Source organism: Natronomonas sp., assembly GCF_028274965.1.
In the GTDB taxonomy this organism is placed as follows: Archaea; Halobacteriota; Halobacteria; order Halobacteriales; family Haloarculaceae; genus Natronomonas.
Genome location: NZ_JAQCNO010000071.1, coordinates 96,435 through 117,768, shown reverse-complemented (window position 1 = coordinate 117,768; position 21,334 = coordinate 96,435). Strand labels below are relative to the sequence as shown.

Sequence of the window (21,334 nt, the reverse complement as noted above, 5' to 3'; positions counted from 1 at the left end):
CTGATGTCGATTACCGGTCGGGCCGCCGCCTCGTCCCGTACACCTATGTAAGTCTGCCCGCGAGTACGACCATGGACACGACCGGAGGCTACCGGTTCGCGTACGACCCCCCCGCGATCCGCCACGGCGTCGGCTGCGTCGACAACCTCGGCGGCGAACTCGGCGCGCTCGGCCTCGGGCGCGCCCTCGTCGTCTGCGGCCGGACCGTCGGGTCCCGCTCGGAGGTCATCGGGCCGGTTCGTGAGGGGCTCGGTGACCGCTTCGTCGGGGTCTTCGACCGAACGACCCCGAAAAAGCGCCTCGACACGGCGATCGCGTGCGCCGAACGGGCCCGTGAACTCGAGGCGGACGTCCTCGTCGGTCTCGGCGGCGCGAGCAGCATCGACGTCGCCCGGGTCGCAAGCGCCGTCGCCGCCTCGGAGCGGTCCCCCGCGGCCCTCGGAGAGCAGTTGGCCTCGACGGCGACGATCGCCGTCCCCGACGGGACGGTGCCGGTCGCGGCGGTCCCGACGACGCTCGCCGGCGGGAGCCTCTCGATGCTCGCCGGCGTCACCGCCGACCCCGACTCCGGGCTCGTCGACTCCCCCGTCGGCGGCGGCGTCGGCGACCCGCGATTGATGCCCGACTCGGTCGTGTACGACCCGGAACTGGTCGCGACGACGCCGCGGGACGTGCTCGCCGGATCGGCGATGAACGGCTTCAACAAGGGCCTCGAGACGCTGTACTCGAGCGCGCGAACGCCGATAACGGACGCGACGGCGACGCAGGGCCTCGAGACGCTTTCGACGGCGCTTCGATCGCTCGGGTCGGACCCCACCGTCGAGACCCTCGACGCCGCGCTCCGAGGGGTTACCCTCGCACAGTACGGCGTCTCGCGGGGCAGCGGAACGACGTTTTCGCTGCTTCACGCCCTCGGGCACGCCCTCCGGATCCACACCGACGTCCAACTCGGGATCGCACACGGCGTCGTCGCGCCGGCGGCCCTCGAGTGGCTCTTCGGGGCCGTCGACGGCCGTCGCGCGCTGTTGGCGTCCGCGCTCGGCGTCGGACAGGCCGCCGACCCGGCCGACGCTGTCGTCGGGGCGGTGCGGGACCTCCGGGACGCCCTCGGCCTGCCGACGCGACTGGGCGAGATCGACGGCATCGATCGCTCGATGATCGAGGGGATCGCGGCGATGACGGCCGATAGCTTTCTGCTTGCGAACGACGCCCCGAACGCGGCGCCGTCCTCTGCCGATCCGCTCGACAGCGCCGTCGGCTGGAGCGGGTCGCCGCACGCGCCGCCGGAGTTTCACATCTCCGCCGAGGACGTCGGGGGGATCCTCGAAACGGCGTGGTGAGCCCCGGCCCGCCGATGGAAAACGGTTTGTCGTTCGCTTCCCGCGTTCCGACGCATGCGAACTGAGCTCCGCGCCGACGGGTGGGAGACGGCCGGCGGCGTCTCGGCTCGGGGGGCCGCCGTCGACGGTGCGGCGTACTACCCGGCGGCGGCGCTCGCCGAGCGCTTCGCCGAGGCCGCGTCGGGACCCGATCCGGCCGAGTCGATCGCCGCCCTCGCCTCGGCGTTGGAGGGCTTTTTCGCCGCCGTCGTCCCCGCGGCCGCGGCGACGTACCTCGTCGCCGATCGCGCCAGATCGATCCCGCTGTACTACGCGACCGACGGGCGGATCGTCAGCGACCGCGGCCGCCTCGTCCGCGAGGCGACCGACGCCGACGCCGACCCGGTCGCCGAGAGCGAGTTCCTCCTCACGCGGTACGTCACCGGCCCCGAGACCGTCTGGGCCGGCGTCGCGGCGACCCGCCCCGGCGAGGTCGTCGCGCTCGCCGACGGGGGCGTCCGACGGGACCGGTACTGGGCGTACTGGCCGGCGGGGACCGACCCCCCCGAGGACCCGCTGGGAACGCTTCGGTCCGGCTTCGAGACCGCCCTCGATCGCCTCGAGCGCGTCGCCGACGGCCGACCGATCGTCGTCCCCCTCTCGGGCGGGCACGACTCCCGGCTCTTGGCCGCCGGACTCCGCGCCCGCGGACACGAGGTCGTGACGTTCACCTTCGGTCGCTCCGGGCACCCGGACGTCGAAGTGAGCCGGGAGGTCGCCGCCCGCCTCGGCGTCCGCTGGGAGTTCGTTCCCTACGACGCGGCGACGTGGCGCGAGGCGTACCACGGCGCGGACTGCGAGCGCTACCGGACGTGGGCCTTCGGCGGTGACGCGCTGCCGTTTCTCGCCGAGTGGCCCGCGGTCCACCGTCTCGTTGCGACCGATCGGGTGCCCGACGACGCGCTGTTTTGCCCGGGACACACCGTCGCCACGCCGAGCGAGCGCCTCCCGGTGTTCGTCGGCGAACCGCCCCGCGGGGCGGGCGACGTGGACTCCGATCAGACCGAGCGGGCGGATCGAGCCGACCTAGAGGCGGCGGACGAGCCGATCGATCCGACGATCGACGCGCTCGTCGATCGCATCCTCGAGCGGCGGCACTCCCTGTGGGACTTCGACGACGACGCCTTCGCCGCGGCGGCCCGCGAGCGGATCCGGCGGGGGGCACTCGGCTGTCGGGACTCCGACGCCGTCGCCGACCCCGAGACCGCGGCGGCGGCCTACGAGCGATGGGAGTGGGCCGGGCGCATGACGACGTTCACGAACGGCGATCTCCGCGTCTACGAGGACGCGGGCCTCGAGTGGTGGCTGCCGCTTTGGGACCCGGCCTACGTCCGGGCCTGGGAGCGGCTCCCGCTCGCTTCGCGCCGGAACAAGCGGCTGCACGCGGCGCTCGCGGCCGAGTACTACCGCTCGGCCGGCGACGTCACGGCGGACCGAGCCGGGGTGACCGACCGGTCGCTCTCGGCGCTCGATAGGCACCTCTCGCTCGTCCGGCACACGCCCGCCCGGCAGTTCACCGAGCGCGGCGGCGACTGGGCACCGCCGTTTCTCGCCCCCCGGTCGGCGTGGACCGAACCCGGCTCTCACCCGCTCGCGTGGGACGGCGCCGTCCTCCCGGAACTGCTCGAGGCCTTCGAGGAGCCGCCCGGGTTCTACCCGCTGCGGACCCTCGCGGCCACCGGACGGCTCGATCTCGCCGATCCGACCGCCGCCGTTCCGACCGACGGGACGATCGCGCTCCCGACAGAGGAGTAGCCGGACGCGGCCGTCCGCCGGCCGCGTCGGCTCAGGCCGCTCCTCCCGGTTCGACCCCTCGACCGGGAGCCTTACGTACCACTGCATGCAACCACCGGGTAATGAAACGACGCGATCTCCTCGTCGTCGGCGGCTCGGCGGCGACAGTCGGCTTCGCCGGGTGCACCGCCGAACGCACCGGCGAGGGTAACGGCAACGGCGACGGCGGGGACGGCGACACCGGAGGAACGACGACCGGCTCTGCGAGCGGCGGCTCCGGTTCGCTCTCGGTCGCGACGTACGACTCCTTCGTCGACGCCCCGAGCGACAGCCCCGGCGAGTGGATCAAGACCGAGTTCGAAGCGCGCCACGACGTCGACTTCGAGTGGGTCGTCCCGGAGCAGCCGATCAACCACTTCATCGAACGGCACAACGCCGGGGTCGACATCGACGCGGAGGTGTACATGGGGGTCAAGCCGAACGAACTCGTCCGGATCGACCAGAACACCGACGGCGAACTGTTCCAGCCGGTCGACGTCGCCGCGCTCGAACACGGCCAGAACATCGGCGAGCAGTTCTTTTTCGACCCCCGAGAGCGGATGGTCCCGGCGTACTCCAGTTACGCCAGCCTCGTCTACGACGGGCGGCGCTTCGAGAGCCCCGGAACGTTCGAGGCGCTGCTCGAGGACCGCTTCAGCGGCAACTTCGGGGTCTCGAACCCGGCCGAGGGCAGCAACACCGGGCTGTACTTCCTCCTGTGGACGATCCACGAGTTCGGCACCGGCGGCGAGTACGACTACCTCGACTACTGGAACGACCTCCTCGAAAACGACGTCCGGATCGTGGACTCCTGGAACACCCTCTACGGCCGGTTTCAGGACGACGAGATCCCGGTCATCGTCTCGTACTCGAACGACCGCGTGTTCGCGAGTCGGTTCGGCAACGACCTCGAGAAACACCGCGTCGGCTTCCTGAACGACCAGGGCTACGCCAACCTCAACGCGATGGCCCGCTTCGCGCAGGGCACCGACGACGAACTCGCCGCCCGGTTCATGGAGTTCGTCCTCGAACCCGAGGTCCAAGCGAAGATCGCCGAACTCAACGTCACGGGCCCGGTCAACACCGAGGCGACGCCCCCGGAGGTCTACCGCGAGTTCGCCCAAGAGCCCGACGAGATCGTCTTCTTCGGGTACGACCGACTCGAGGGCAACCTCGAGGGATGGATCAGTGACTGGGAGCGAGAGGTCGTCGGCAGCCGGTGAGACGGCCCCGAGCGCCCCCGTCGTCCCCGGTGGGGCTCACCCGCCGTCGCTTCGCGCCTCGCGGCCGAGTTCGGTCTCGACTGCATCGACCTTGTCGTCGGCCGTCATCGACCCCTCTTTGTCGTCGACCTGGAGGAGGGTGTGGACCTCGGCGGCATCGACCGCCTCGTGGGCGGCCGCACACGCGGCGAACAGTTCCGAGACGTCCTCGGCCTCGAGCGTCGTCGCCATCGGGGTCGTCTCGTACTCGACGTCGAACCCCTCTAAGGCCTCGACGGCGGCCGCGACGTCGGCCGTGATGTCGCCCGTCTTGATCGGCGTCACGCGCAGGAGTGCGAACGCGGTCATGCCCTCGGGTTCGTCGCCCGCTCGCAAAGGGATTTCCCATCGGCCCGGCCCGGCCCCGCCGCCGGAACGGGGTGTCGGGGCGTGACCGACGCCGACCGAAGCGCCGGGGCGCGGCCGGAGCGGCCGACCGACGCGTCGGGGCCGCCGGAGGGCGAGCGTTTTGCGGCCGGGCTACGGGACCGCGGCCGCCGGGTCCGACACCGCTTCGAGCGGCGCGCGCTACTGCTTTTCGGCGCGGGGACGATCGCGCTCGTGGCGTCGCTGTTTTATTATCCGGTCGCGACCGTCTTCGTCGAGGCGTTCGTCGTCGGGGGGCGGGTCACGCTGTCGGCGTTCGGCGAACTCCTCCGGGACCCGCTCTATTTCGGCGAGTTCGCCCGGCTGTTCGCCGGCGAGCCCCCACTCGCGGTCGGTCGGGACCTGCTTTCTGCGGACCGCCGTCTCGGCGTCGTCGGGTTCACCGCCTACCAGGCCTTCCTTTCGACGCTTCTGAGCGTCGCCCTCGGGGTGCCCGCCGCGTACCTGCTGGCGCGCTTCGAGTTCTACGGCCGCCGCACGCTCCGCTCGCTCACCATCCTGCCGTTCGTCGTCCCCTCGATCATGGTCGCGGCGGGGTTCGCGGCGACGTTCGGGGCGAACGGCACGCTGAACGCGCTTCTCGGCGCGCTCCGGCTGCCGTCGATCGAGCTGATGTTCACCCTCGAGCTCATCCTCATCGCCCACGCGTTCTACAACGCCCCGCTGGTTGCGCGCGTGACGACGGCCGCCTGGGAGTCGATCGACGCGGGGTCTGTCGAGACCGCCCGGAGCCTCGGCGCGAGCCCGCTTCGGGCCTTCCTCGACGTCGTCGCCCCGCGGCTGTACCCCGCCGTCCTCATGGGCGCGACGCTGACGTTCGTCTTCACCTTCGGGACCTTCCCGATCGTGTTGGCCCTCGGCGGGTTCGAACTCGCGACCGTCGAGGTGTTCGTCTTCCGGCTGATCAGCGATCTCGACTACGCCGAGGCGGCGGCGCTGGCGATCGTCGAACTCGCGATCACGCTCGGGCTGCTGTACGGCTACCTCCGCTACGAGGCGAGTCACGCGGTCCGCTCTCGCGGCCGGCGACCGCTCGCCCGAAAGCCGCTCGTCCCCGACGCGCCGTCGCCCCGGGAGCTTCTCGCCCGACTCGGCATCGCCGCGTACGCCATCGTTGCGCTTTTCGTCTTCGTCGCCCCGATCGCGAGCATGGTGTACGCGAGCGTCGCCGGCCCCGACGGGCTCACGCTGGCGCACTACCGGTTTCTCCTCCAGCGGCAGGCCACCGGCGCGTCGTTTCAGGTCCAGCCCTTCGAGGCGGTCCGGAACTCGGTTCTGTTCGCCGCGGCGGCGCTGGCGCTCGCCCTGCCGATGGGCGTCGTCGTCGCGGCGCTGACGACCCGCCGGTACCGCGGCCGGAAGCTCGTCGACGTCGTCGCGATGGCCCCGCTCGCGGTGTCGGGCATCGTCGTCGGACTCGGGCTGCTTCGGGGCGTCGTCTTCGGCGTCGAGGTCGGCGGCTGGCGGTTCGCCGCCGGGGGCACGGTCGCGATCGTCGCCGCCCACGCGGTCGCCTGTTACCCCTTCGTCGTCCGGACCGTCGCGCCGGGCCTCGAGGGCCTGGACCCGGCCCTCGTCGAGTCCGCTCGCGCGCTCGGGGCGGCGCGGACCCGGGCGCTTCTCGACATCGAGATCCCGCTCGTGTGGCCCGGCGTCGTCGCCGGCGCGGCGTTCGCCTTCGCCATCTCGATGGGGGAGTTCTCCTCGACGGTCGTGTTGGCCTCGGGGACCGACCAGTTCACGATGCCCGTCGCGATCGAGCGGCTCATCGGCCGACGCCTCGGCCCGGCGACCGCCATGGGCGTCGTCCTGCTCGCGGTCACGAGCGTCAGTTTCGTCCTCATCGACCGACTCGGGGGTGAGAGCTTTGGCCTCTGATCACGGCGGGCCGCCGGCCGTCGAACTCGACGGCGTCTCGAAGCGGTACGGCTCGGCGACCGCGGTGGCGGACGTCTCCGTGTCGATCCGTGACGGCGAGTTCTTCACGCTCGTCGGGCCCTCTGGGTGCGGCAAGACGACGACGCTCCGGCTCATCGCCGGCTTCGAGACGCCGACGACGGGGACGGTCCGCTTCGCCGGCGAGGACGTCCGCGGGGTGGGTCCCGAGGACCGAAACGTCGGCGTCGTCTTCCAGAACTACGCGCTGTTCGAACACATGAGCGTCGCCGAGAACGTCGCCTACGGGCTCAAATTCGCCGACCCGCCGCGGGGGCTCAGCAGGAACGAACGCGTCGCGGAACTGCTCGAGTTGGTCGATCTCGAGGGGCTCGGGGACCGCGATCCGACCGCGCTCTCCGGCGGCCAACAGCAACGTGTTTCCATCGCGCGTGCGCTCGCGCCCGACCCCGCGTTACTGTTGCTCGACGAGCCAATGAGCGCCCTCGACGCGCGACTCAGACAGCGACTCCGCCGCGAGATCCGATCGATCCAGACCGAACTCGGCGTGACGACCGTCTACGTCACCCACGATCAGGCCGAGGCCCTCGCCGTCTCCGATCGCGTCGCCGTGCTGTCCGAGGGCCGCGTCGAACAGGTCGGCGATCCGGAGTCGCTCTACCGTCGCCCGCGGAGCCGGTTCGTCGCCGAGTTCGTCGGCGAGAACAACCTCTTCGACGGGACGGCCGCCGCCGGTGCGATGTCGGACACGACGACCGTCCGGGTCGGAGAGGCGTCCTTCGAGATCGCGGCCGACGCCGACGGCGACGTGACGTTCTGCGTCCGCCCCGGCGCCTTCGACCCCGCGGCCTCGCACAACCGGATCGAGGCCCGCGTCCTCGACAGCGAGTTCCTCGGTGAGACGACCCGCGTCCGGTTGGGGTGGGCCGACCACCGCCTCGTCGTGTCCCTCCCGGCCCCGCCCGACTCCGAGACCCTGACCGTCGGGTTCGACCCGCGGGACGCCTGGGTGATCGGGTGAACGGCGGGTGCGCGCCGCACGGAGCTTATCGCTCCCAGAACTGCTCTAGGGCGTACTCGAGCATCTCCGCGCCGACCGGCCGGAACTCCTCGCGTTCGGCCTCGCCGAGGAGGTGTCTGACGCTGTCCCACGACTCCGTCGCGTAGCGCTCGTCGCAGAGCACGCGGACGCCGCACTCCTCGGGCCCGCGGATCACGCGGCCGACCGCCTGTCTCGCCTTCCGGACGGCCGGGACGGCGAGGGCGGACTCGAAGCCGTCGCCGAAGGCCCGGTCGTACGCCGTCCGGACCGCCCGGGTCCGCGGGCTGGCCGTGTTGATGATCGGAACGCCACAGACGATGGCGGCCGCGAGGCGATCGCCGCGGTAGTCGACGCCCTCCGTGAGCGTCCCCCGGAGGCTGGTGACGAGCACCTTCGGCTCGCCGTCGAAGAACTCCTGTTTCAGCCGCTCGGTCGCCACGTCGTCGGCCGCCTCGTCGCGGAGCACGGGCTTGTCGGCCGCTTCGAGCACCCCGGCGGCCCACTCCGCCTCCCGGTAGGAGGGCATACAGACGAGGACGTTCCCCGGCGCCGCCGCGACCTGTCTGATCGCGCGGGCGTGCGCCGTCCGCGCCGGCGTCCGTGCCTCCGTCGCCCTCGACTCCGACGCCCCGGGATCGCCGCGGTTCTCGTAGGTGAACTTCGGCGCCGAAACGGCGAAGGAGGCGCGGTTCTGCGGCGGGAACTCGAGGCCGTACGTCCGCTCGACGACGGGCCGGTCGGCCTCCTCCGCGAGGTGACGGAGCCCGGTCACCTCCGCGAACACGTCGAGCGGTTCGAGCGTCGCGCTCATCAGGACGCCGCCGCCGAAGGCGTCGAGCCGCTCGCCGATCACGTCCGCCGGCAGGCAGTTGTGCAGGCTGTACCTGGCGGTGTAGGCCCGCTGCCACGCCTCGGCCGGCCGGGCGTCGTCCCACGTCCGTTCGAGTTCGATCTCCCGGAAGAAGTCGGTGTGGTCCGCCCGCCGCCACAGCGCGAGCGTCCGGCCGACCGCCGGCGCGGCGCGGCGCTTTTCGTCGTCCTCTACGGCGTCGAGCACCCGCGCGGCGACGGCACAGACGCTCTCGGCGCGCCTCCAGAGCCGCGCGTCGAAGCCCCGCTCGTTCGCCCACCGCGTCAACTCGTCCGTCGCGGGGGTCTCCGGGTCCCGAAGCGGGATCTCCTCGTCGTCGAGGTCCGCGAGGCGCCCGCGCCACCCCGGAGTCGACTCCTCGAGGTACGCCTCCACGCGCGATCCCAAGCGGTCGCCGAGCGCCGACACAAACCGCCGCGTGTCCCGGAGCTCCCCGAGAGTCACGTCCGTCTTTTCGAGCTCCGAGCGGATCGCTACGGCCGTCTCCTCGGCCTCCCCGCCGCGGCGGGCGTCCGCGCCGGCCTCCTCGACGGCGGCGAGCGGCTCGATGACGCGCGAGAGCTCGCTTTCGGCGTCCTCCAGCGCCCGATCGGAGACGCCGTCGCCGACGAGACCGCGGACCCGCGGTTCGAGCATGTGCGCCTCGTCGCAGACGACGAACGTCTCGTCGTCGATGAGCCCGCCGGTGAACGACTCGACCGTCGTCGGGTCGAACGCGTGGTAGTAGTTCCCGACGAGCACCTCGACGTGCGGGAGGAGCGCGCCCATCACCGAGTGCGGACAGCTGCCGTGGCCCGCCGCGAGTTCGACGAGGTCCCCGGCGTCGATCACGCCGCGATCCGTCGGGTCGAAGGGGACGGCCTCGAGGGGATCGCCGTCCTCCGGGAGGTCCTCGAGAAAGCCCGCGTAGAACGGACAGTACTCGGTGTCGCCCTCCGCCGCGTTCGGCATCTCTGGGGCGAACGGCGTCGGCTCGCCGGCGGCCTCTAAGTACGTCGCCCCGCCGCCCGAGTCGGCCAGCCCGATCTGTTGGCTCTCGGCCCGCGAGACCAGCGAGGCGGCCGTCGTCTCGCCGTCGACGAGCCCCCTGGTCCGCTCTCTGAGGCGCTCGCAGCGCTCGTAGACGTTCGATCCGTCGATGCCGCCGGCGCCCTCGAGGTTGTACGGGCAGAGATCGGCCTTGCCGACGAGCGTCAGCGCCGACACGGGGCGGTACGCCGCCGGCAGGTTCTCGTTGATCGTCCGGAGGTCGGCCTCGAACTGTCTGAGCTGCTGTTTGACGCTCGTCAGCACGAACACGCGCTCGAAGGACGACTCGGGATCCCTGACCAACTCGATGCCCGCGGTGAGCGCGAGCATCGTCTTGCCGGTCCCACACGCACCCTCTATGGCCACGAAGCCGTCGCTGCGGGCCGTCTCGATCGCGGTCTCGATCCCGTCGGCCTGGTCCTCGTAGGGCTCGTCGTGACCGAAGATATCCAGCCAGTCGGGCGGGGTGGACACGGACGGAACTGACTCGTCATCACCTAAAGACGTATCGACCGCCCGGCCGTCCCGTCGGCGAGCCGGCCGACATCCGGAGATATATCCTTCCGAACGCCCCACTACCGGTATGGACTTCGATGTCGACGCCTGGCGTTCGGAACTGCAGGCCCACCGCGAACAGAAAGACGAGAAGTTCGGCGTTCCGCACTCCTCGCCGCTCGGCCCGGAGGGCCGCCGGGAGTTCGACGGGCTGGACTACTTCGATCCGGCCCCCGAGTACCGCGTCGAGGCGACGGTCGAACTCGACGAGAGCCAAGAGACGGTGACGATGGAGACGACCGCCGACGGCGAGGAGCTCTACGAGCGGACGGCGCTGCTTCGCTTCGAGATCCCCGACCAGCGCGGGTCGACCGGCGAGCACACGCTCGTCGGCTACCAGCGCGTCGATCGGTCGGACTCGCTTTTCGTCCCGTTCCGCGACAAGACGACGGGCCAACAGACCTACCCCGGCGGCCGGTACATGGAGCTGCACTACGACGGGACCCTTGAGGACGGCGTGACGTTCACGCTGGATTTCAACCTCGCGTACAACCCGTTTTGCGCCTACAGCGGGGCCTACGAGTGCCCGCTTCCGCCCGAGGAGAACTGGCTTGAGGTCGCGATCCCGGCCGGTGAGCGCTACGAGGCCGACTGATGACGGATGGGGTCTCCGCCCCGGACACCTCCGGCATCGAGCTGATCTCGGTCGCCGCGGTCTCGGAAAACGGCGTCATCGGCCGGGACGGGGAGCTCCCCTGGGCGTCGATCCCGGCCGACAGGGCGCAGTACCGCGCCCGGATCGCGGACGATCCGGTGGTCCTCGGCCGCCGGACGTTCGAATCGATGCGTGAGGACCTCCCCGGGCGGGCACAGATCGTCCTGAGCCGGCGCGACCGCGCGTACGATCCCGCCGACGCGTACCACGCCGCCGACGTCGAGAGCGCGGTCGAACGGCTCCGATCGCTGGGCGCCGGGCGGGCCTACGTCATCGGCGGCGGCGCGGTGTACGAACTGTTCCAACCGCACCTCGACCGCATGCTCCTGAGCCGCGTCCACGGCGAGTACGACGGCGACACGCGCTACCCCGCGTGGTCCGAAGGCGAGTGGACGCTGGCGGAGACGACGCCGCACGACCGCTTCACCCTCGAGGAGTGGCACCGAACCGGCGTCTGATGCGAACGTGGGGTCCGGGGCGCCGCGCTCGCGTCGCGTTCGCGCCCTGCGGCGTCGGCGGGCCGAGCGTGTCGCTTTTTTGACTCCCCGCCGTGTCGGGCGTATGGGAATCGCCGACGAGTTCGACGCGTGGGCGGCCGACGGCCGCGACCGCGGCATGGAGGACCGCCACTGGCACACCGCCAAACACGTCCTCGCCCGGATGCCGATCGAGCCCGGCGACGCGGTGCTCGATCTGGGGACGGGCTCGGGGTACGCCGCCCGTGCGCTGCGGGCGGCCGGCGACGCCGGGGCGAGCTACGGGCTCGACGCCGCCCCGGAGATGCTCCGGAACGCCAGACGCTACACCGACGACGACGTCGGGTTCCTCCGGGGCGATTTCGGCGCGCTTCCGTTTGCCGCCGACTCCGTCGATCACGTGTTCTCGATGGAGGCCTTCTACTACGCGAGAGCGCCACTCGAGGCGCTCTCGGAGATCCGCCGCGTGCTCCGCCCGGGCGGCACGTTCTTCTGTGCGGTCAACTACTACGAGGAGAACGTCCACTCCCACGAGTGGGAAGAGAACATCGCCGTCGAGATGACGCGCTGGTCGATGCCGGAGTACCGGGCGGCGTTCCGGGAGGCCGGGCTGTTCGTCGCCTCCCAGGACACCGTCCCAGACCGGGAGACCGAGATCCCCGACGAGTCGGCGTTTCCGACCGACGACTGGGAGACCCGCGAGGAGATGATCGAGCGGTACCGCGAGTTCGGAACGCTTCTGACGGTCGGTGTCGCCCCGGCCTGACCCCTCAGAGGTTCTCGCCCTGGTAGCTCCCGTCGTAGGTGTCCTCGTGGTCTGCTCGGGCCAACACGAGCTGTGCGATCCGGGCGCCGGCCTCGAGTTCGATCCCGTTGTGTACCTCTAAGAGCCCCTCGCCTCTGCCCTCGTAGCCGGCGTCCCAGACCGCCGTATCGACCGTACAGGCGTTCCGAAGCAGCGACGAGCGCGGGTAGACGAAGCCGACGTGGCCCTCCGGGATCGCGATCGCCTCGCCGTACCGAACGACGTACCCCCCTGGCGAGAGCTCGTAGACGGAGTCCTCGGACGCGTCGGGCGTGACCGTCCGGCGCTCGCCGACGGTCTTTCCGTCCCGCCCGATCCGGCCGCGTGAGCGCTGTTCGAACACCGCATCGAGCGTTAGATCGACGCCGTTGGGCTGTATCTGTTCGTCCGACGTGGGCTCGACCCGTTCGGCGACGAAGCGGCCGCTTCGGTACATGCCCCCGCGTCTCCCCGGGGGCTAAAAGCGGTTGCGCTCGCCCACCCCCCGACAGTCGGCCGGAGCGTCCGGTCGGTCCGACCGGCTTTTAGTTGTCGCCGCACAACCCGCCTGTATGGACGCCGACACGTTCGACGAGGAGAAGTACGTCGATCTCTTTCCGCAGCTCCAGCAGGCGTACAAGAACGTCTTCAGCCGGATGAACGACCGCTACGACTCGACGCTGATCCACGGCATCGACCAGCAGATCCTCAACGAGTCCGAGCCGTTCTACGACGACGACACGGAGTCGTTCGTCGTCGAGTTGCCCGACGATCCCTACGACCGGCTCACCGGCGTCGCCGTCGCGGAGGAGCGCTTCGAGGCGGTGCTCGAGGAGTACCGGACCGAACTCGAATCCGAACTCGAAGCCACGTTCGGCTGATTTCGGCGCCGCGATCCGCGCTCTCAGTCCTCCGAGCCGTCCGGGTCGTCGCCGCAGTCCGTCCCGCTCCAGACGGTCAACTCGCCGGTCGAGTCGATGCGCAACAGCGCCCGGACGCACTCGGCGTCCGCCTCGATGCCCCGCGTGAGGTGTGCGGTCCGCACGTCGCCACCGTCGAGACGCGCGTGTACGCGGTAGGCCGCCGCCTCGCCCCACTCGCCGTCGACCGTCCGCCGGCCGCCGCCGCCCGCGAGGTCGTACGTGTCGAGGTGCCGCACGTCGCCGTCGGCCTCGACGGCCACCTGTACGTCCCGCGCGGCGGCGTGGTCGTTCTGGACGGACAGCTCCTCGAGCCGAACGCGACCGGACGTCTCGTCGCCCTCGCCGTCCTCGCCGCTCCCGAGTGCGCCCGTACAGCCGGCCGTCGCGGTGGCCCCGAGCGCGACGAGGAGGTGCCGACGCGTGTGCATACGCCGGAGTCCGCGTCCGATCCGAATAAACCTACGTCAGACATCGGCCGCGCGACCCCGGAGCCAAATGTTCATACGGCTGCGCCGCGTAGGGGGTTTATGAGCACCGAAACGGCCGATTCCGACGACGAACTCCGCGAGCGCATCAGCAACTTCCTCCGCCGCAACTTCCCGCAGATCCAGATGCACGGCGGCAGCGCCGCGATCCAGAACCTCGACCGCGAGGCGGGCGAGGTGACGGTCATGCTCGGCGGGGCCTGCTCGGGGTGCGGCATCTCGCCGATGACGATCCAGGCGATCAAGAGCCGCATGACACAGGAGATCCCGGAGATCGACACCGTCCACGCCGACACCGGGATGGACGGCGGCACCGAGGGCATGGCCGGCGGTCAGACGTCGCCCTCCTTCCCCGGCGAGACCAGCAGCGACGACGGGAACGAAGGCCCCGAAGCCCCGTTCTGAGACGGTCCCGATCCCGATCCGTTCGCCGCCCCGCCCGTCTCCGCCGAACGCCGTCTTTTCGGATCCGACGCTTCGCTTCCTGTCTTCGGTTCTCGCCTCCGTGACCCCGCTGGCTTAGCCTCCGCCTCGCGGGCCGGACGCGAGAGGGCGCCCGGAGAGGAAGCTTTGAGACCCCCCTGCCCGAACCCCCGGCATGGACACCGACCGCCTCCTCGGGGTCGCCCCGCACTATTGATGCTTCAATTTTGAGCTGCTGGAATCAATCGAGAGATGCTCTATCATGTCAATCTAGTGTTTCATCGCTGAGACCGCAGTGGTAATACCGGGAGGAACTGTTACCTAAGGTATGAACCGCCGAGCCACACGACAATTGTAAGTATCGCTGCGGCTCCGATTGCGGTGACTGGACTTCCAAGTGGGACAAGCATAAGAAGGACGATGAAGCCGGTAAGGACGCCGAGAAAACTCGATGGGATCTTGGCGAGAAGGGAGTTATTTTGCTCGGATTTGAATGTAGCTTGGCATGACGGACACTGACTTGCTTCTGGATGGATTTCTTCCCCACAGTTACTACATTTCATGCTATGTCGGTTACCGAGGTGACGTAATTAAACCTTCTGACAAGATGTATCGACGAATACGGTTGCATTGATTACTCAGTTGTGGTATGCGGAAATTATTTTTATAACCCGTGTATCATGACTGCCATGGCACGGGTTAGTGCTGCGGAGGGCATCAGGTATGGGTTTGGACTCCTCGGGTATCTCCTCGGAGTCTTCATATTCGGGCTAGTCCTAACAATTGGGGGCTTCGTATTGATCAGGAACTCACCAGCTATCGGTATTATCGTTGTTCTGCTCGGTGGAGTTTCGCTGTACGCCGGTATCTTCGGCACAACGTACAAAGTCATTGCCGATGCAGTTGATAAAGGAAACCGTGGACAGGGATCGACACCGACAGCGCAAAAGACCGCAAAAAAACAGTCCAGTGGTACCCAGACGGCAACCAAAGAACCATCCGGGGCGGAAACGGCGACGAAACAGAAGTAACACCAGAGCGAACAATGCCTGTCTGTACAAACTGCCAGAGTGACGTTGATGAAGACGCGAGTGTTTGCCCGAATTGTGGGGCAGTCTTCGAAGACAGCATCGACCAGCAAGCTGGGGAGTATTCGACCCCTGGTGCTGATTTAGCAACCAGCTACATCTTCATTGCAGCGATCTCAATCGTATTTCTTCTGCTCGGCCTCTGGAATACCGCTACTGCAAGTCGGGCCGCAAGCTTATCAGTAAGCTTCTCAACGCAACCGTTGTTCTACGTCGCCTCAATCGTAGGAATAGGGCTTTGGACGACGACGGTGATTGGACTGAAGCGTCGAACTACTCGAAGCGTCCAAGCCGCCCTTTACGCACTGACCACGATCACGGTCATCAACCTTGTTGGGTTCGTTGCGTACATGTCACGATTCGCTATGCCCGGTGTCGGGTATGCAAGGCTCAACTTGCCACTCTTGGACCCGCTTAGTAACTTCGTCACGATCCTTGGCTTTGGGCGAATACGACTCCCACCGTTCGCTAATGATGCGTTGCTACTCGTCGGGACTGCCCTTCTAGTCGGCATGACAATTTACCTGCATCGGAAGAAACCTACTCTCTCGTCATAGCTAGTGGAGCATCCAGTAAGTTCTTATCCGGTTTCCCAGCAGGTCTCCAAGCCACGGACTTGGCCGCTTGCCCATGGGGTGGTTGATTGCGTGTCTTCTGGCGATTTCTTAGCTGAGTACGAATTTACTGGATGTTCTATTAGTGCCCCTTCACGCTTAAACTGCTAGAATTAACCGAGAGAGGCTGTATTCCTGGAATCTAGCGATTCACGACTGAAGCGGCACTATGTCGGAATCTAATCAGCGACAGATATTTTTCACGCCGGCAAGGGATAGTCCCCATGCGCCGCCGCAACGTCCTCCAGCTAGCGGCCGCCGGTCTCGTCGGCCTTACCGGGTGTACGAGTAACGCCGATGAATCCACATCCAAGTCGACGGTCGAGCCGGTCTCGATTACCGCCGAGAACCACACACCGGACGACCCGACGACGTCGCTGTCGCTCCGGTACGCCACACGCACAACCAAGACGATCGACGCGCCGGAGTCGCCGGGACGAACCGCCCACGAGGGGGCGAAATTCGTTATTCTACACGGCGAACTCAACGTCGAAAGCGACCTTGATGGCGAAATTGATGTTTACGCGCCGCTGTCTCGTGATGCTGGCGCTGGTCTTCGGGACGCTCACCGCCGTCCGGACCGTTGCGAGCGACATCGGCTTTTGGTTCGAGTTCGTCTTCGTCCTCGTCGTCGCGCTGGCGTACCGCCCCGTCGTCGTGTATCTCGGCGTCGCTCCGAGCGCCTGGGAGTAGCCTCCGGGCTTTTGACCGTCCGGTCGTCCGCCCTCCGTTCTCCTGTTCATCGGGCCGTCCGCGCCCCGCCCACCGAACGCTTTTTTATACCACGCCGGAACCGACCCCATGGCCACGTTCGAAGCGACGGAGGGCGTCTACGGGATCGATACCGAGCTGTTCGACGCGTCGTTCACGTCGGTGTACCTCTTCGACGACGTCGAGCCGACGCTCGTCGACAGCGGGGCGGCCGCCCGCGTCGACACCGTCGTCGAGGGGCTCCGGGAGCTCGGCGTCCCGCCCGAGGACCTCGAAAACATCGTCCTCTCACACGTCCACACGGACCACGCCGGCGGCGCGGGCGGCCTGCTTGAGCACGCGCCCGACGCCGACGTGTACATCCACGAGATGACCGCCCCGCACCTCGCCGATCCGGCGGAACTCATCGCGAGCAGCCGACGCGCGATGGGCGAACACTTCGAGGGGATGGGCGAACAGCGCCCCGTGCCAGAGGAGAACATCACCGCCGTCCCCGAGTCGGGAACGACCATAGACATCGGCACGAACAGCCTGGAACTCGTCCCCGCGCCGGGGCACTCGCCGGATCACTTCGCCGTGTACAACCCCGAACGGGAGCTCTGTTTCGCCGCCGAGGCACTCGGCGGCTACCTGCCGGCGGCCGAACAGTGGGTGCCGCCGTCGACCCTCCCGAACTTCGATCCCGACGTCTGTGAGGCGTCGATCGACCGGATCGAGGCGCTCGATCCCGAACTGATCGTGTTTCCGCACTACGGCGTCTGGCCGGAGACGCCCGAGGCGGCCGTCGAGACCGCCCGAACCGAACTCCGGCGCTTCGACGAGCGGATCCGCGAGGCGTACGACGCCACCGGCTCACCCGAGGCGACCCGGCGGGTTGTCGCCGAGGAGCTACTCGACATCTCCCCGCCCTACGGCGACGCGGTCGGCTCGTTTTACGTGGCGCTGGTCACGGACGGCTACCTGAAACACCACGGCGTCGACCTGTAGAACAGACGGATCCGATCGGCCCCCGGCGCCCGGGCCGAGAACGGAACGCGCCGGACTACTCCTCGACGCCGACCGAGAGGTACTTCTCGAGGAGGTCCTCGCGGTCGCGGAGCTCGTCGATCGTTCCGTCCCAGGCGTTCTCGCCGCTCTCGATGATGTAGGCCCGCTCGGAGAGCTCGAGCGCGAACTCCACGTTCTGTTCGGTGATGAGGACGGTCACGTCTTCGCTGACGATGTCCTCGAGGATCTCCTCGAGGTCGTCGACGATGACCGGGGCCAGCCCCTCGGTCGGCTCGTCGAGCAACAGGAGATCCGGGTTCTGCACGAGCGCCCGAGCGACGGAGAGCATCTGCTGTTCGCCGCCGCTGAGGTTCCGCCCGTTGTTCTCCCGGAGGTCGTCGAGGATGGGGAAGATGTCGTACATCTCCTCGACGTCGCGGGGCTCGGTCCCCTTACACGAGTCCCGCGACAACAGGAGGTTCTCGTGGACGGTGAGCGTCGGGAAGATGCGCCGCTCCTCCGGGACGAGCTTGACCCGCTTGTTGCTGATCTCGTCGACGGAGTCGTCGGCGATGTTCTCCCCGCGGAACTCGATGCGCCCCTCCCGGCGCGGGATCGTCCCCGTGATCGAACGGAGCGTGGTCGTCTTGCCGGCGCCGTTCCGCCCCAGCAGCGCCACGACCTCGTTTTGATCGACCTGGAGATCCAGGTCGTACAGGATGTGGCTGTTGCCGTAGTAGCCGTTGACGTCCTCCAACTCGAGGGTGCTCATGCTTCACCCCCGAGGTACGCCTCGCGCACCTGCTCGTTCTGCATCACCTTCTCCGGTTCGCCGTCCGCGATGAGCTCCCCGCCGTCGAGGACGAGGATCCGATCGGAGATCTCCAGTACGACCCCCATGTCGTGTTCCGTGAGCACGAACGTCGTGTCGGTCTGTCTGTTGAGGTCGTCGATCAGGTCGACCATCTTCTCGGTCTCGGTGGCGTTCATCCCGGCCGTCGGCTCGTCGAGCAGCACGACGGACGGGTCGGTGCCGAGCGAGAGCGCGATCTCGACCTTCCGCTTGTCGCCGTGCGAGAGGTTCGCGCACTGCGTCTCGGCGACCTCTTCGAGGCCGACGAGCTCGATGATCTCCCAGGCGGCCTCGGTCAGCCCCTCGTCTTCGCGCGCGACCGACCGGATGTCGAGCGTCCGGTCGTCGCGGCTGATCCGCGAGACGCGGATGTTGTCGGTGACGCTCAGCCCCTCGAAGATGTTGTTGATCTGGAACGCCCGCGAGAGGCCCTTGTTGTTGATCTCGAAGGGCTCCATCCCGGTGATGTCGGCGAGTTCCGTCCCGCCGCTGGGCAGGAGCTTCACCGTCCCGCCGGTCGGCTTGAGCCGCCCCGACAGGAGGTTGTAAAACGTCGTCTTGCCGGCCCCGTTCGGGCCGATGATGCTCGTGACGTCGTCGCTGTCGATCGCGACGGAGACGTCGTCGACCGCGAGCAGCTTCCCGAAGCGGCGTTCGAGCCCGTCGGTTTCGAGGACGGTCGTCACGCTTCCGCACCTCCCACGAGGCCCTCGGGTTTCAGAAGCAACACGGCGATGAGCGCGATGAAGGGGAACAGCTCGCCTGCGCCGGCCGCGAAGATGCTCCCGACGGCGATCATGAGGCCGACGAGGTACGCGCCGATGAACGTCCCGACGAACGAGCCCAGCCCGCCGATGACGACGATGACGAACGCCTCGATGATGACCGTCTCGCCGAGCGCGGGGGTGACCGACTGCAGCGGCGCGGCGAAGGCCCCGCCGATCCCGGCGAGGGCGGCGCCGATGACGAACACCATGGTGTACAGCCGGGGAACGTTGACACCGAGGAGCGAGGCCATGTCCCGGTCGCTCGATGTCGCCCGCACGAGCCGACCGAAGTTCGTCGTCTTCAGCGTCACGAGGATGGCACCCATCACGGTAAAGGAGACGGCGATGACGAACAGGCGGTAGGCGGGGATGGAGAACCCGGCGGCCGAGACGGTGAACCCGAACACCGCCGGCGGGCTCATCTGTCTGGTCCCGGACCCGAAGATGATCCGGATGATGTCCTCGATGATGAGGACGAACGCGAAGGTCAAAAGCAGCTGATCGAGGTCCTCCTCGGCGCGGCCGTACAGCTGTCTGATGAACCCCATCTCGATGACGAGGCCGATCACCCCGACGACGACGGCTGCCGCGACGACACCGATCCAGAAGTTGCCGACGGCCGACTGGACGGTCGTGACCGCCACGTAGGCCCCGATCGCGAACAGGACGCCGTGCGCGAAGTTCAGTACACCCAACACACCGAACACGAGACTCAGGCCGATGGCGACGAGAAACAGCCAACTCCCGATGCTCAGTCCGGTAATGATCTGTTCGATAACAATTCCAGCATCTACCATTATAGTCTACGTCTGTCACTCATAGGTTAAACCTTTCGACGTCACAGAACCGGTCTTTCGCCCGATACCGCGGCGATCGTCGTTAGTCGTCTGCTTACATGTAAAACAACATTTATTACCCTGGTGTCCATCAGCGGGTAGTAGTCATGTCTGAACATGGTGAGCGATCACACGACAACGACGGTCTTTCGAACCGATTCAGCCGACGGGGCTTTCTGACCGCCGCGGGCGCCGGTGCAACTGTCTCTCTCGCCGGCTGTTCCGGCAACGGAAACGGAAACGGCGGTGGCGGCAACGGCGGCGGCAACGGTGGCGGCGGTAACGGCAACGGTGACGGACCGAGCGGCGAGCCGATCCGCATCGGCGCGACGTACCTCCTCTCGGGGCTCGCCGAGGCGCTCGGCGCCGGGTCGGCCGCAGCGGCCGAAGCCGCGGTCGACTCGATAAACGAAAACGGCGGCGTCAACGGCCGTCCCCTCGAGATCCAGGTTCGAGACCACGGCGACGATCCACAGGCGCAGGTCCGGAGCCTCGCCCAGGAGTACGGCGCCGACGTCCTGCTCGGGATGACCTCCTCGGGCGTCACGCTGAACACCGGCCCGACGTGGGAACAACTCGGCATCCCGGTCACCCTGACCGACATCGGGACGCCGTTCATCACGGAACACGACACCGAGACCTACGGGGACTACTACAACAGCGACGGCGAGGCCGCCGGGATCCCGAACCTGTTCCGGACGAACTCCAACACGTCGCACATGACGTACGCCCTCGCGCAGTTCACCGTCGACAACTACAGCGACGAGGTGACCCGCATCGCGAACATGGGGCCGGACTACGCGTACGGACAGCAGACCTGGGAGTACTTCCAGGCGTACCTCGACGGGCTCGGCTTCGATTACGAGGTCGTCGAGTCGCAGTTCCCCGAACTCGGCTCGGGCGACATGACGCCCCAGATCACGAACGTCCAGAACGCCGACCCGGACCTCCTCTTTACGAGCTTCTGGGCGGGCGATACGGTCACGTTCACCACCCAGGCCGCCGAGGCCGGGCTGTTCGACGAGGTCGTCGACGTCTACGACACCATCGGCGCCGACGGGACGAACTTCGAGGCCATCGGCGACACGATGCCCGAAGGGGTCCACTACTCCGGGTGGTACTGGCCGGGCTCGTACGACACGCAGACCGACCAGGACTTCGTCGACTTCTACGAGCAGACCTACGCGGACGACGACAACGTCCTCGAGTACCCGACCTTCACCGGCGGGAGCACGTGGGCGGCGATCCAGATCTACGCCGACGCGATCGAGGAGACCGGCAGCACCAACCCCGACGACATCATCAGCTTCATGGAGGGCTACACCTACGAGGACGACCCCCGGGGCGCGACCACGCTTGACTCCACGCACCACCAGGCGAACGCGCCGTGCGTGATCGGCGAGTCGTCCTTCGACGCGGACGTCCCCTACGAGGGCGCGGGCCAGGTGAACACCCAGACGTACACGCTCGATCGAGACACGGCGACCGACCTGCTCGAGGGGAGCGAACTCCCGCCGGGCCTCTAACAGGAGGGCACA

21 protein-coding genes are annotated in these 21,334 nt (G+C 68.1%); 14 read left to right on the top strand and 7 right to left on the bottom strand.

The features are described 5' to 3' along the window. Nucleotides 1–71: 71 nt before the first annotated feature. The 3 genes from Q0916_RS11845 (at nt 72) to Q0916_RS11835 (ending at nt 4,375) form a co-directional block, all read left to right on the top strand. The gene (locus Q0916_RS11845; RefSeq protein ID WP_299237479.1) at nt 72–1,340 is read left to right on the top strand and encodes an iron-containing alcohol dehydrogenase family protein; all 1,269 of its coding nucleotides are present in this window, start codon (nt 72–74) and stop codon (nt 1,338–1,340) included. A 54-nt stretch (nt 1,341–1,394) separates the two neighbouring features. Continuing rightward, nucleotides 1,395–3,134 (top strand): asparagine synthase-related protein, encoded by a 1,740-nt coding sequence (locus Q0916_RS11840; RefSeq protein WP_299237478.1) that lies wholly within the window; start codon nt 1,395–1,397, stop codon nt 3,132–3,134. Between the two features lie 101 nt (nt 3,135–3,235). Then, nucleotides 3,236–4,375 (top strand): thiamine ABC transporter substrate-binding protein, encoded by a 1,140-nt coding sequence (locus Q0916_RS11835; protein WP_299237477.1) that lies wholly within the window; start codon nt 3,236–3,238, stop codon nt 4,373–4,375. Nucleotides 4,376–4,411: 36 nt separating this feature from the next. Here the strand turns inward: Q0916_RS11835 and Q0916_RS11830 are convergent, their stop codons facing one another. Then, nucleotides 4,412–4,723 (bottom strand): thiamine-binding protein, encoded by a 312-nt coding sequence (locus Q0916_RS11830; RefSeq protein ID WP_299237476.1) that lies wholly within the window; start codon nt 4,721–4,723, stop codon nt 4,412–4,414. A gap of 81 nt (nt 4,724–4,804) precedes the next feature. Here Q0916_RS11830 and Q0916_RS11825 point away from each other — a divergent pair, with 81 nt between their 5' ends. Continuing rightward, a complete protein-coding gene (locus tag Q0916_RS11825; protein WP_349254529.1) occupies nt 4,805–6,679 on the top strand; it encodes an iron ABC transporter permease in 1,875 nt (624 codons plus the stop codon). After that, nucleotides 6,669–7,718: an ABC transporter ATP-binding protein gene (locus tag Q0916_RS11820; RefSeq protein ID WP_299237475.1), complete on the top strand. Its 1,050-nt coding sequence runs from the start codon at nt 6,669–6,671 to the stop codon at nt 7,716–7,718. The genes Q0916_RS11825 and Q0916_RS11820 overlap by 11 nt, the downstream gene beginning before the upstream one ends. Nucleotides 7,719–7,743: 25 nt before the next feature. Here the strand turns inward: Q0916_RS11820 and Q0916_RS11815 are convergent, their stop codons facing one another. Further along, nucleotides 7,744–10,113, bottom strand: coding sequence for an ATP-dependent DNA helicase (locus tag Q0916_RS11815; protein WP_299237474.1), 2,370 nt, complete (start codon nt 10,111–10,113; stop codon nt 7,744–7,746). 109 nt (nt 10,114–10,222) lie between these two features. Here Q0916_RS11815 and Q0916_RS11810 point away from each other — a divergent pair, with 109 nt between their 5' ends. From Q0916_RS11810 to Q0916_RS11800, 3 genes are all read left to right on the top strand, one after another. Beyond that, nucleotides 10,223–10,789 (top strand): DUF1684 domain-containing protein, encoded by a 567-nt coding sequence (locus Q0916_RS11810; protein ID WP_299237473.1) that lies wholly within the window; start codon nt 10,223–10,225, stop codon nt 10,787–10,789. A gap of 35 nt (nt 10,790–10,824) precedes the next feature. Continuing rightward, nucleotides 10,825–11,307: a dihydrofolate reductase gene (locus tag Q0916_RS11805; RefSeq protein ID WP_349254531.1), complete on the top strand. Its 483-nt coding sequence runs from the start codon at nt 10,825–10,827 to the stop codon at nt 11,305–11,307. Between the two features lie 103 nt (nt 11,308–11,410). Further along, on the top strand, nt 11,411–12,091 hold the full coding sequence (locus Q0916_RS11800) for a class I SAM-dependent methyltransferase (protein WP_299237471.1): 681 nt from the start codon (nt 11,411–11,413) through the stop codon (nt 12,089–12,091). Between the two features lie 4 nt (nt 12,092–12,095). On the opposite strand, the gene Q0916_RS11795 is transcribed toward Q0916_RS11800, so the two are convergent. Further along, the gene (locus Q0916_RS11795) at nt 12,096–12,566 is read right to left on the bottom strand and encodes a deoxyuridine 5'-triphosphate nucleotidohydrolase (RefSeq protein WP_299237470.1); all 471 of its coding nucleotides are present in this window, start codon (nt 12,564–12,566) and stop codon (nt 12,096–12,098) included. A gap of 115 nt (nt 12,567–12,681) precedes the next feature. Here Q0916_RS11795 and Q0916_RS11790 point away from each other — a divergent pair, with 115 nt between their 5' ends. After that, nucleotides 12,682–12,990, top strand: coding sequence for a DUF5783 family protein (locus tag Q0916_RS11790; protein ID WP_299237469.1), 309 nt, complete (start codon nt 12,682–12,684; stop codon nt 12,988–12,990). Between the two features lie 23 nt (nt 12,991–13,013). Here the strand turns inward: Q0916_RS11790 and Q0916_RS11785 are convergent, their stop codons facing one another. After that, a complete protein-coding gene (locus Q0916_RS11785) occupies nt 13,014–13,460 on the bottom strand; it encodes a hypothetical protein (RefSeq protein ID WP_299237468.1) in 447 nt (148 codons plus the stop codon). 99 nt (nt 13,461–13,559) lie between these two features. Here Q0916_RS11785 and Q0916_RS11780 point away from each other — a divergent pair, with 99 nt between their 5' ends. From Q0916_RS11780 to Q0916_RS11765, 4 genes are all read left to right on the top strand, one after another. Beyond that, nucleotides 13,560–13,922 carry a NifU family protein gene (locus Q0916_RS11780; protein ID WP_299237467.1) on the top strand — a complete coding sequence of 121 codons (363 nt, stop codon included), beginning with the start codon at nt 13,560–13,562 and terminating at the stop codon, nt 13,920–13,922. 707 nt (nt 13,923–14,629) lie between these two features. Beyond that, nucleotides 14,630–14,971: a hypothetical protein gene (locus Q0916_RS11775; protein ID WP_299237465.1), complete on the top strand. Its 342-nt coding sequence runs from the start codon at nt 14,630–14,632 to the stop codon at nt 14,969–14,971. Between the two features lie 1,187 nt (nt 14,972–16,158). Next, complete coding sequence (locus tag Q0916_RS11770; RefSeq protein WP_299237463.1) at nt 16,159–16,335, top strand: hypothetical protein; 177 nt, start codon at nt 16,159–16,161, stop codon at nt 16,333–16,335. A 108-nt stretch (nt 16,336–16,443) separates the two neighbouring features. Beyond that, nucleotides 16,444–17,340: an MBL fold metallo-hydrolase gene (locus Q0916_RS11765; protein ID WP_299237462.1), complete on the top strand. Its 897-nt coding sequence runs from the start codon at nt 16,444–16,446 to the stop codon at nt 17,338–17,340. Nucleotides 17,341–17,395: 55 nt separating this feature from the next. Here Q0916_RS11765 and Q0916_RS11760 read toward each other — a convergent pair whose 3' ends face one another. The 3 genes from Q0916_RS11760 to Q0916_RS11750 are packed head-to-tail and all read right to left on the bottom strand — an operon-like array spanning nt 17,396 to nt 19,757. Continuing rightward, nucleotides 17,396–18,112 (bottom strand): ABC transporter ATP-binding protein, encoded by a 717-nt coding sequence (locus Q0916_RS11760; protein ID WP_299237461.1) that lies wholly within the window; start codon nt 18,110–18,112, stop codon nt 17,396–17,398. Beyond that, nucleotides 18,109–18,879: an ABC transporter ATP-binding protein gene (locus tag Q0916_RS11755; protein WP_299237460.1), complete on the bottom strand. Its 771-nt coding sequence runs from the start codon at nt 18,877–18,879 to the stop codon at nt 18,109–18,111. The genes Q0916_RS11760 and Q0916_RS11755 overlap by 4 nt, the downstream gene beginning before the upstream one ends. After that, complete coding sequence (locus Q0916_RS11750; protein WP_299237459.1) at nt 18,876–19,757, bottom strand: branched-chain amino acid ABC transporter permease; 882 nt, start codon at nt 19,755–19,757, stop codon at nt 18,876–18,878. Before Q0916_RS11750 ends, Q0916_RS11755 begins: the two co-directional genes overlap by 4 nt. 146 nt (nt 19,758–19,903) lie before the next feature. Here Q0916_RS11750 and Q0916_RS11745 point away from each other — a divergent pair, with 146 nt between their 5' ends. Continuing rightward, nucleotides 19,904–21,322, top strand: coding sequence for an ABC transporter substrate-binding protein (locus tag Q0916_RS11745; protein WP_299237458.1), 1,419 nt, complete (start codon nt 19,904–19,906; stop codon nt 21,320–21,322). The last annotated feature ends 12 nt before the right edge of the window (nt 21,323–21,334 follow it).

What these genes read in the sequence shown, in the direction of transcription:
- Q0916_RS11780 (WP_299237467.1), top strand. Translation starts at nt 13,560, where the DNA reads ATGAGCACCGAAACGGCCGATTCCGACGACGAACTCCGCGAGCGCATC.
- Q0916_RS11745 (WP_299237458.1), top strand. Translation starts at nt 19,904, where the DNA reads ATGTCTGAACATGGTGAGCGATCACACGACAACGACGGTCTTTCGAAC.
- Q0916_RS11770 (WP_299237463.1), top strand. Translation starts at nt 16,159, where the DNA reads ATGTTTACGCGCCGCTGTCTCGTGATGCTGGCGCTGGTCTTCGGGACG.
- Q0916_RS11830 (WP_299237476.1), bottom strand. Translation starts at nt 4,723, where the DNA reads ATGACCGCGTTCGCACTCCTGCGCGTGACGCCGATCAAGACGGGCGAC.
- Q0916_RS11760 (WP_299237461.1), bottom strand. Translation starts at nt 18,112, where the DNA reads ATGAGCACCCTCGAGTTGGAGGACGTCAACGGCTACTACGGCAACAGC.
- Q0916_RS11750 (WP_299237459.1), bottom strand. Translation starts at nt 19,757, where the DNA reads ATGGTAGATGCTGGAATTGTTATCGAACAGATCATTACCGGACTGAGC.
- Q0916_RS11790 (WP_299237469.1), top strand. Translation starts at nt 12,682, where the DNA reads ATGGACGCCGACACGTTCGACGAGGAGAAGTACGTCGATCTCTTTCCG.
- Q0916_RS11795 (WP_299237470.1), bottom strand. Translation starts at nt 12,566, where the DNA reads ATGTACCGAAGCGGCCGCTTCGTCGCCGAACGGGTCGAGCCCACGTCG.
- Q0916_RS11765 (WP_299237462.1), top strand. Translation starts at nt 16,444, where the DNA reads ATGGCCACGTTCGAAGCGACGGAGGGCGTCTACGGGATCGATACCGAG.
- Q0916_RS11785 (WP_299237468.1), bottom strand. Translation starts at nt 13,460, where the DNA reads ATGCACACGCGTCGGCACCTCCTCGTCGCGCTCGGGGCCACCGCGACG.
- Q0916_RS11840 (WP_299237478.1), top strand. Translation starts at nt 1,395, where the DNA reads ATGCGAACTGAGCTCCGCGCCGACGGGTGGGAGACGGCCGGCGGCGTC.
- Q0916_RS11845 (WP_299237479.1), top strand. Translation starts at nt 72, where the DNA reads ATGGACACGACCGGAGGCTACCGGTTCGCGTACGACCCCCCCGCGATC.
- Q0916_RS11800 (WP_299237471.1), top strand. Translation starts at nt 11,411, where the DNA reads ATGGGAATCGCCGACGAGTTCGACGCGTGGGCGGCCGACGGCCGCGAC.
- Q0916_RS11810 (WP_299237473.1), top strand. Translation starts at nt 10,223, where the DNA reads ATGGACTTCGATGTCGACGCCTGGCGTTCGGAACTGCAGGCCCACCGC.
- Q0916_RS11775 (WP_299237465.1), top strand. Translation starts at nt 14,630, where the DNA reads ATGGCACGGGTTAGTGCTGCGGAGGGCATCAGGTATGGGTTTGGACTC.
- Q0916_RS11835 (WP_299237477.1), top strand. Translation starts at nt 3,236, where the DNA reads ATGAAACGACGCGATCTCCTCGTCGTCGGCGGCTCGGCGGCGACAGTC.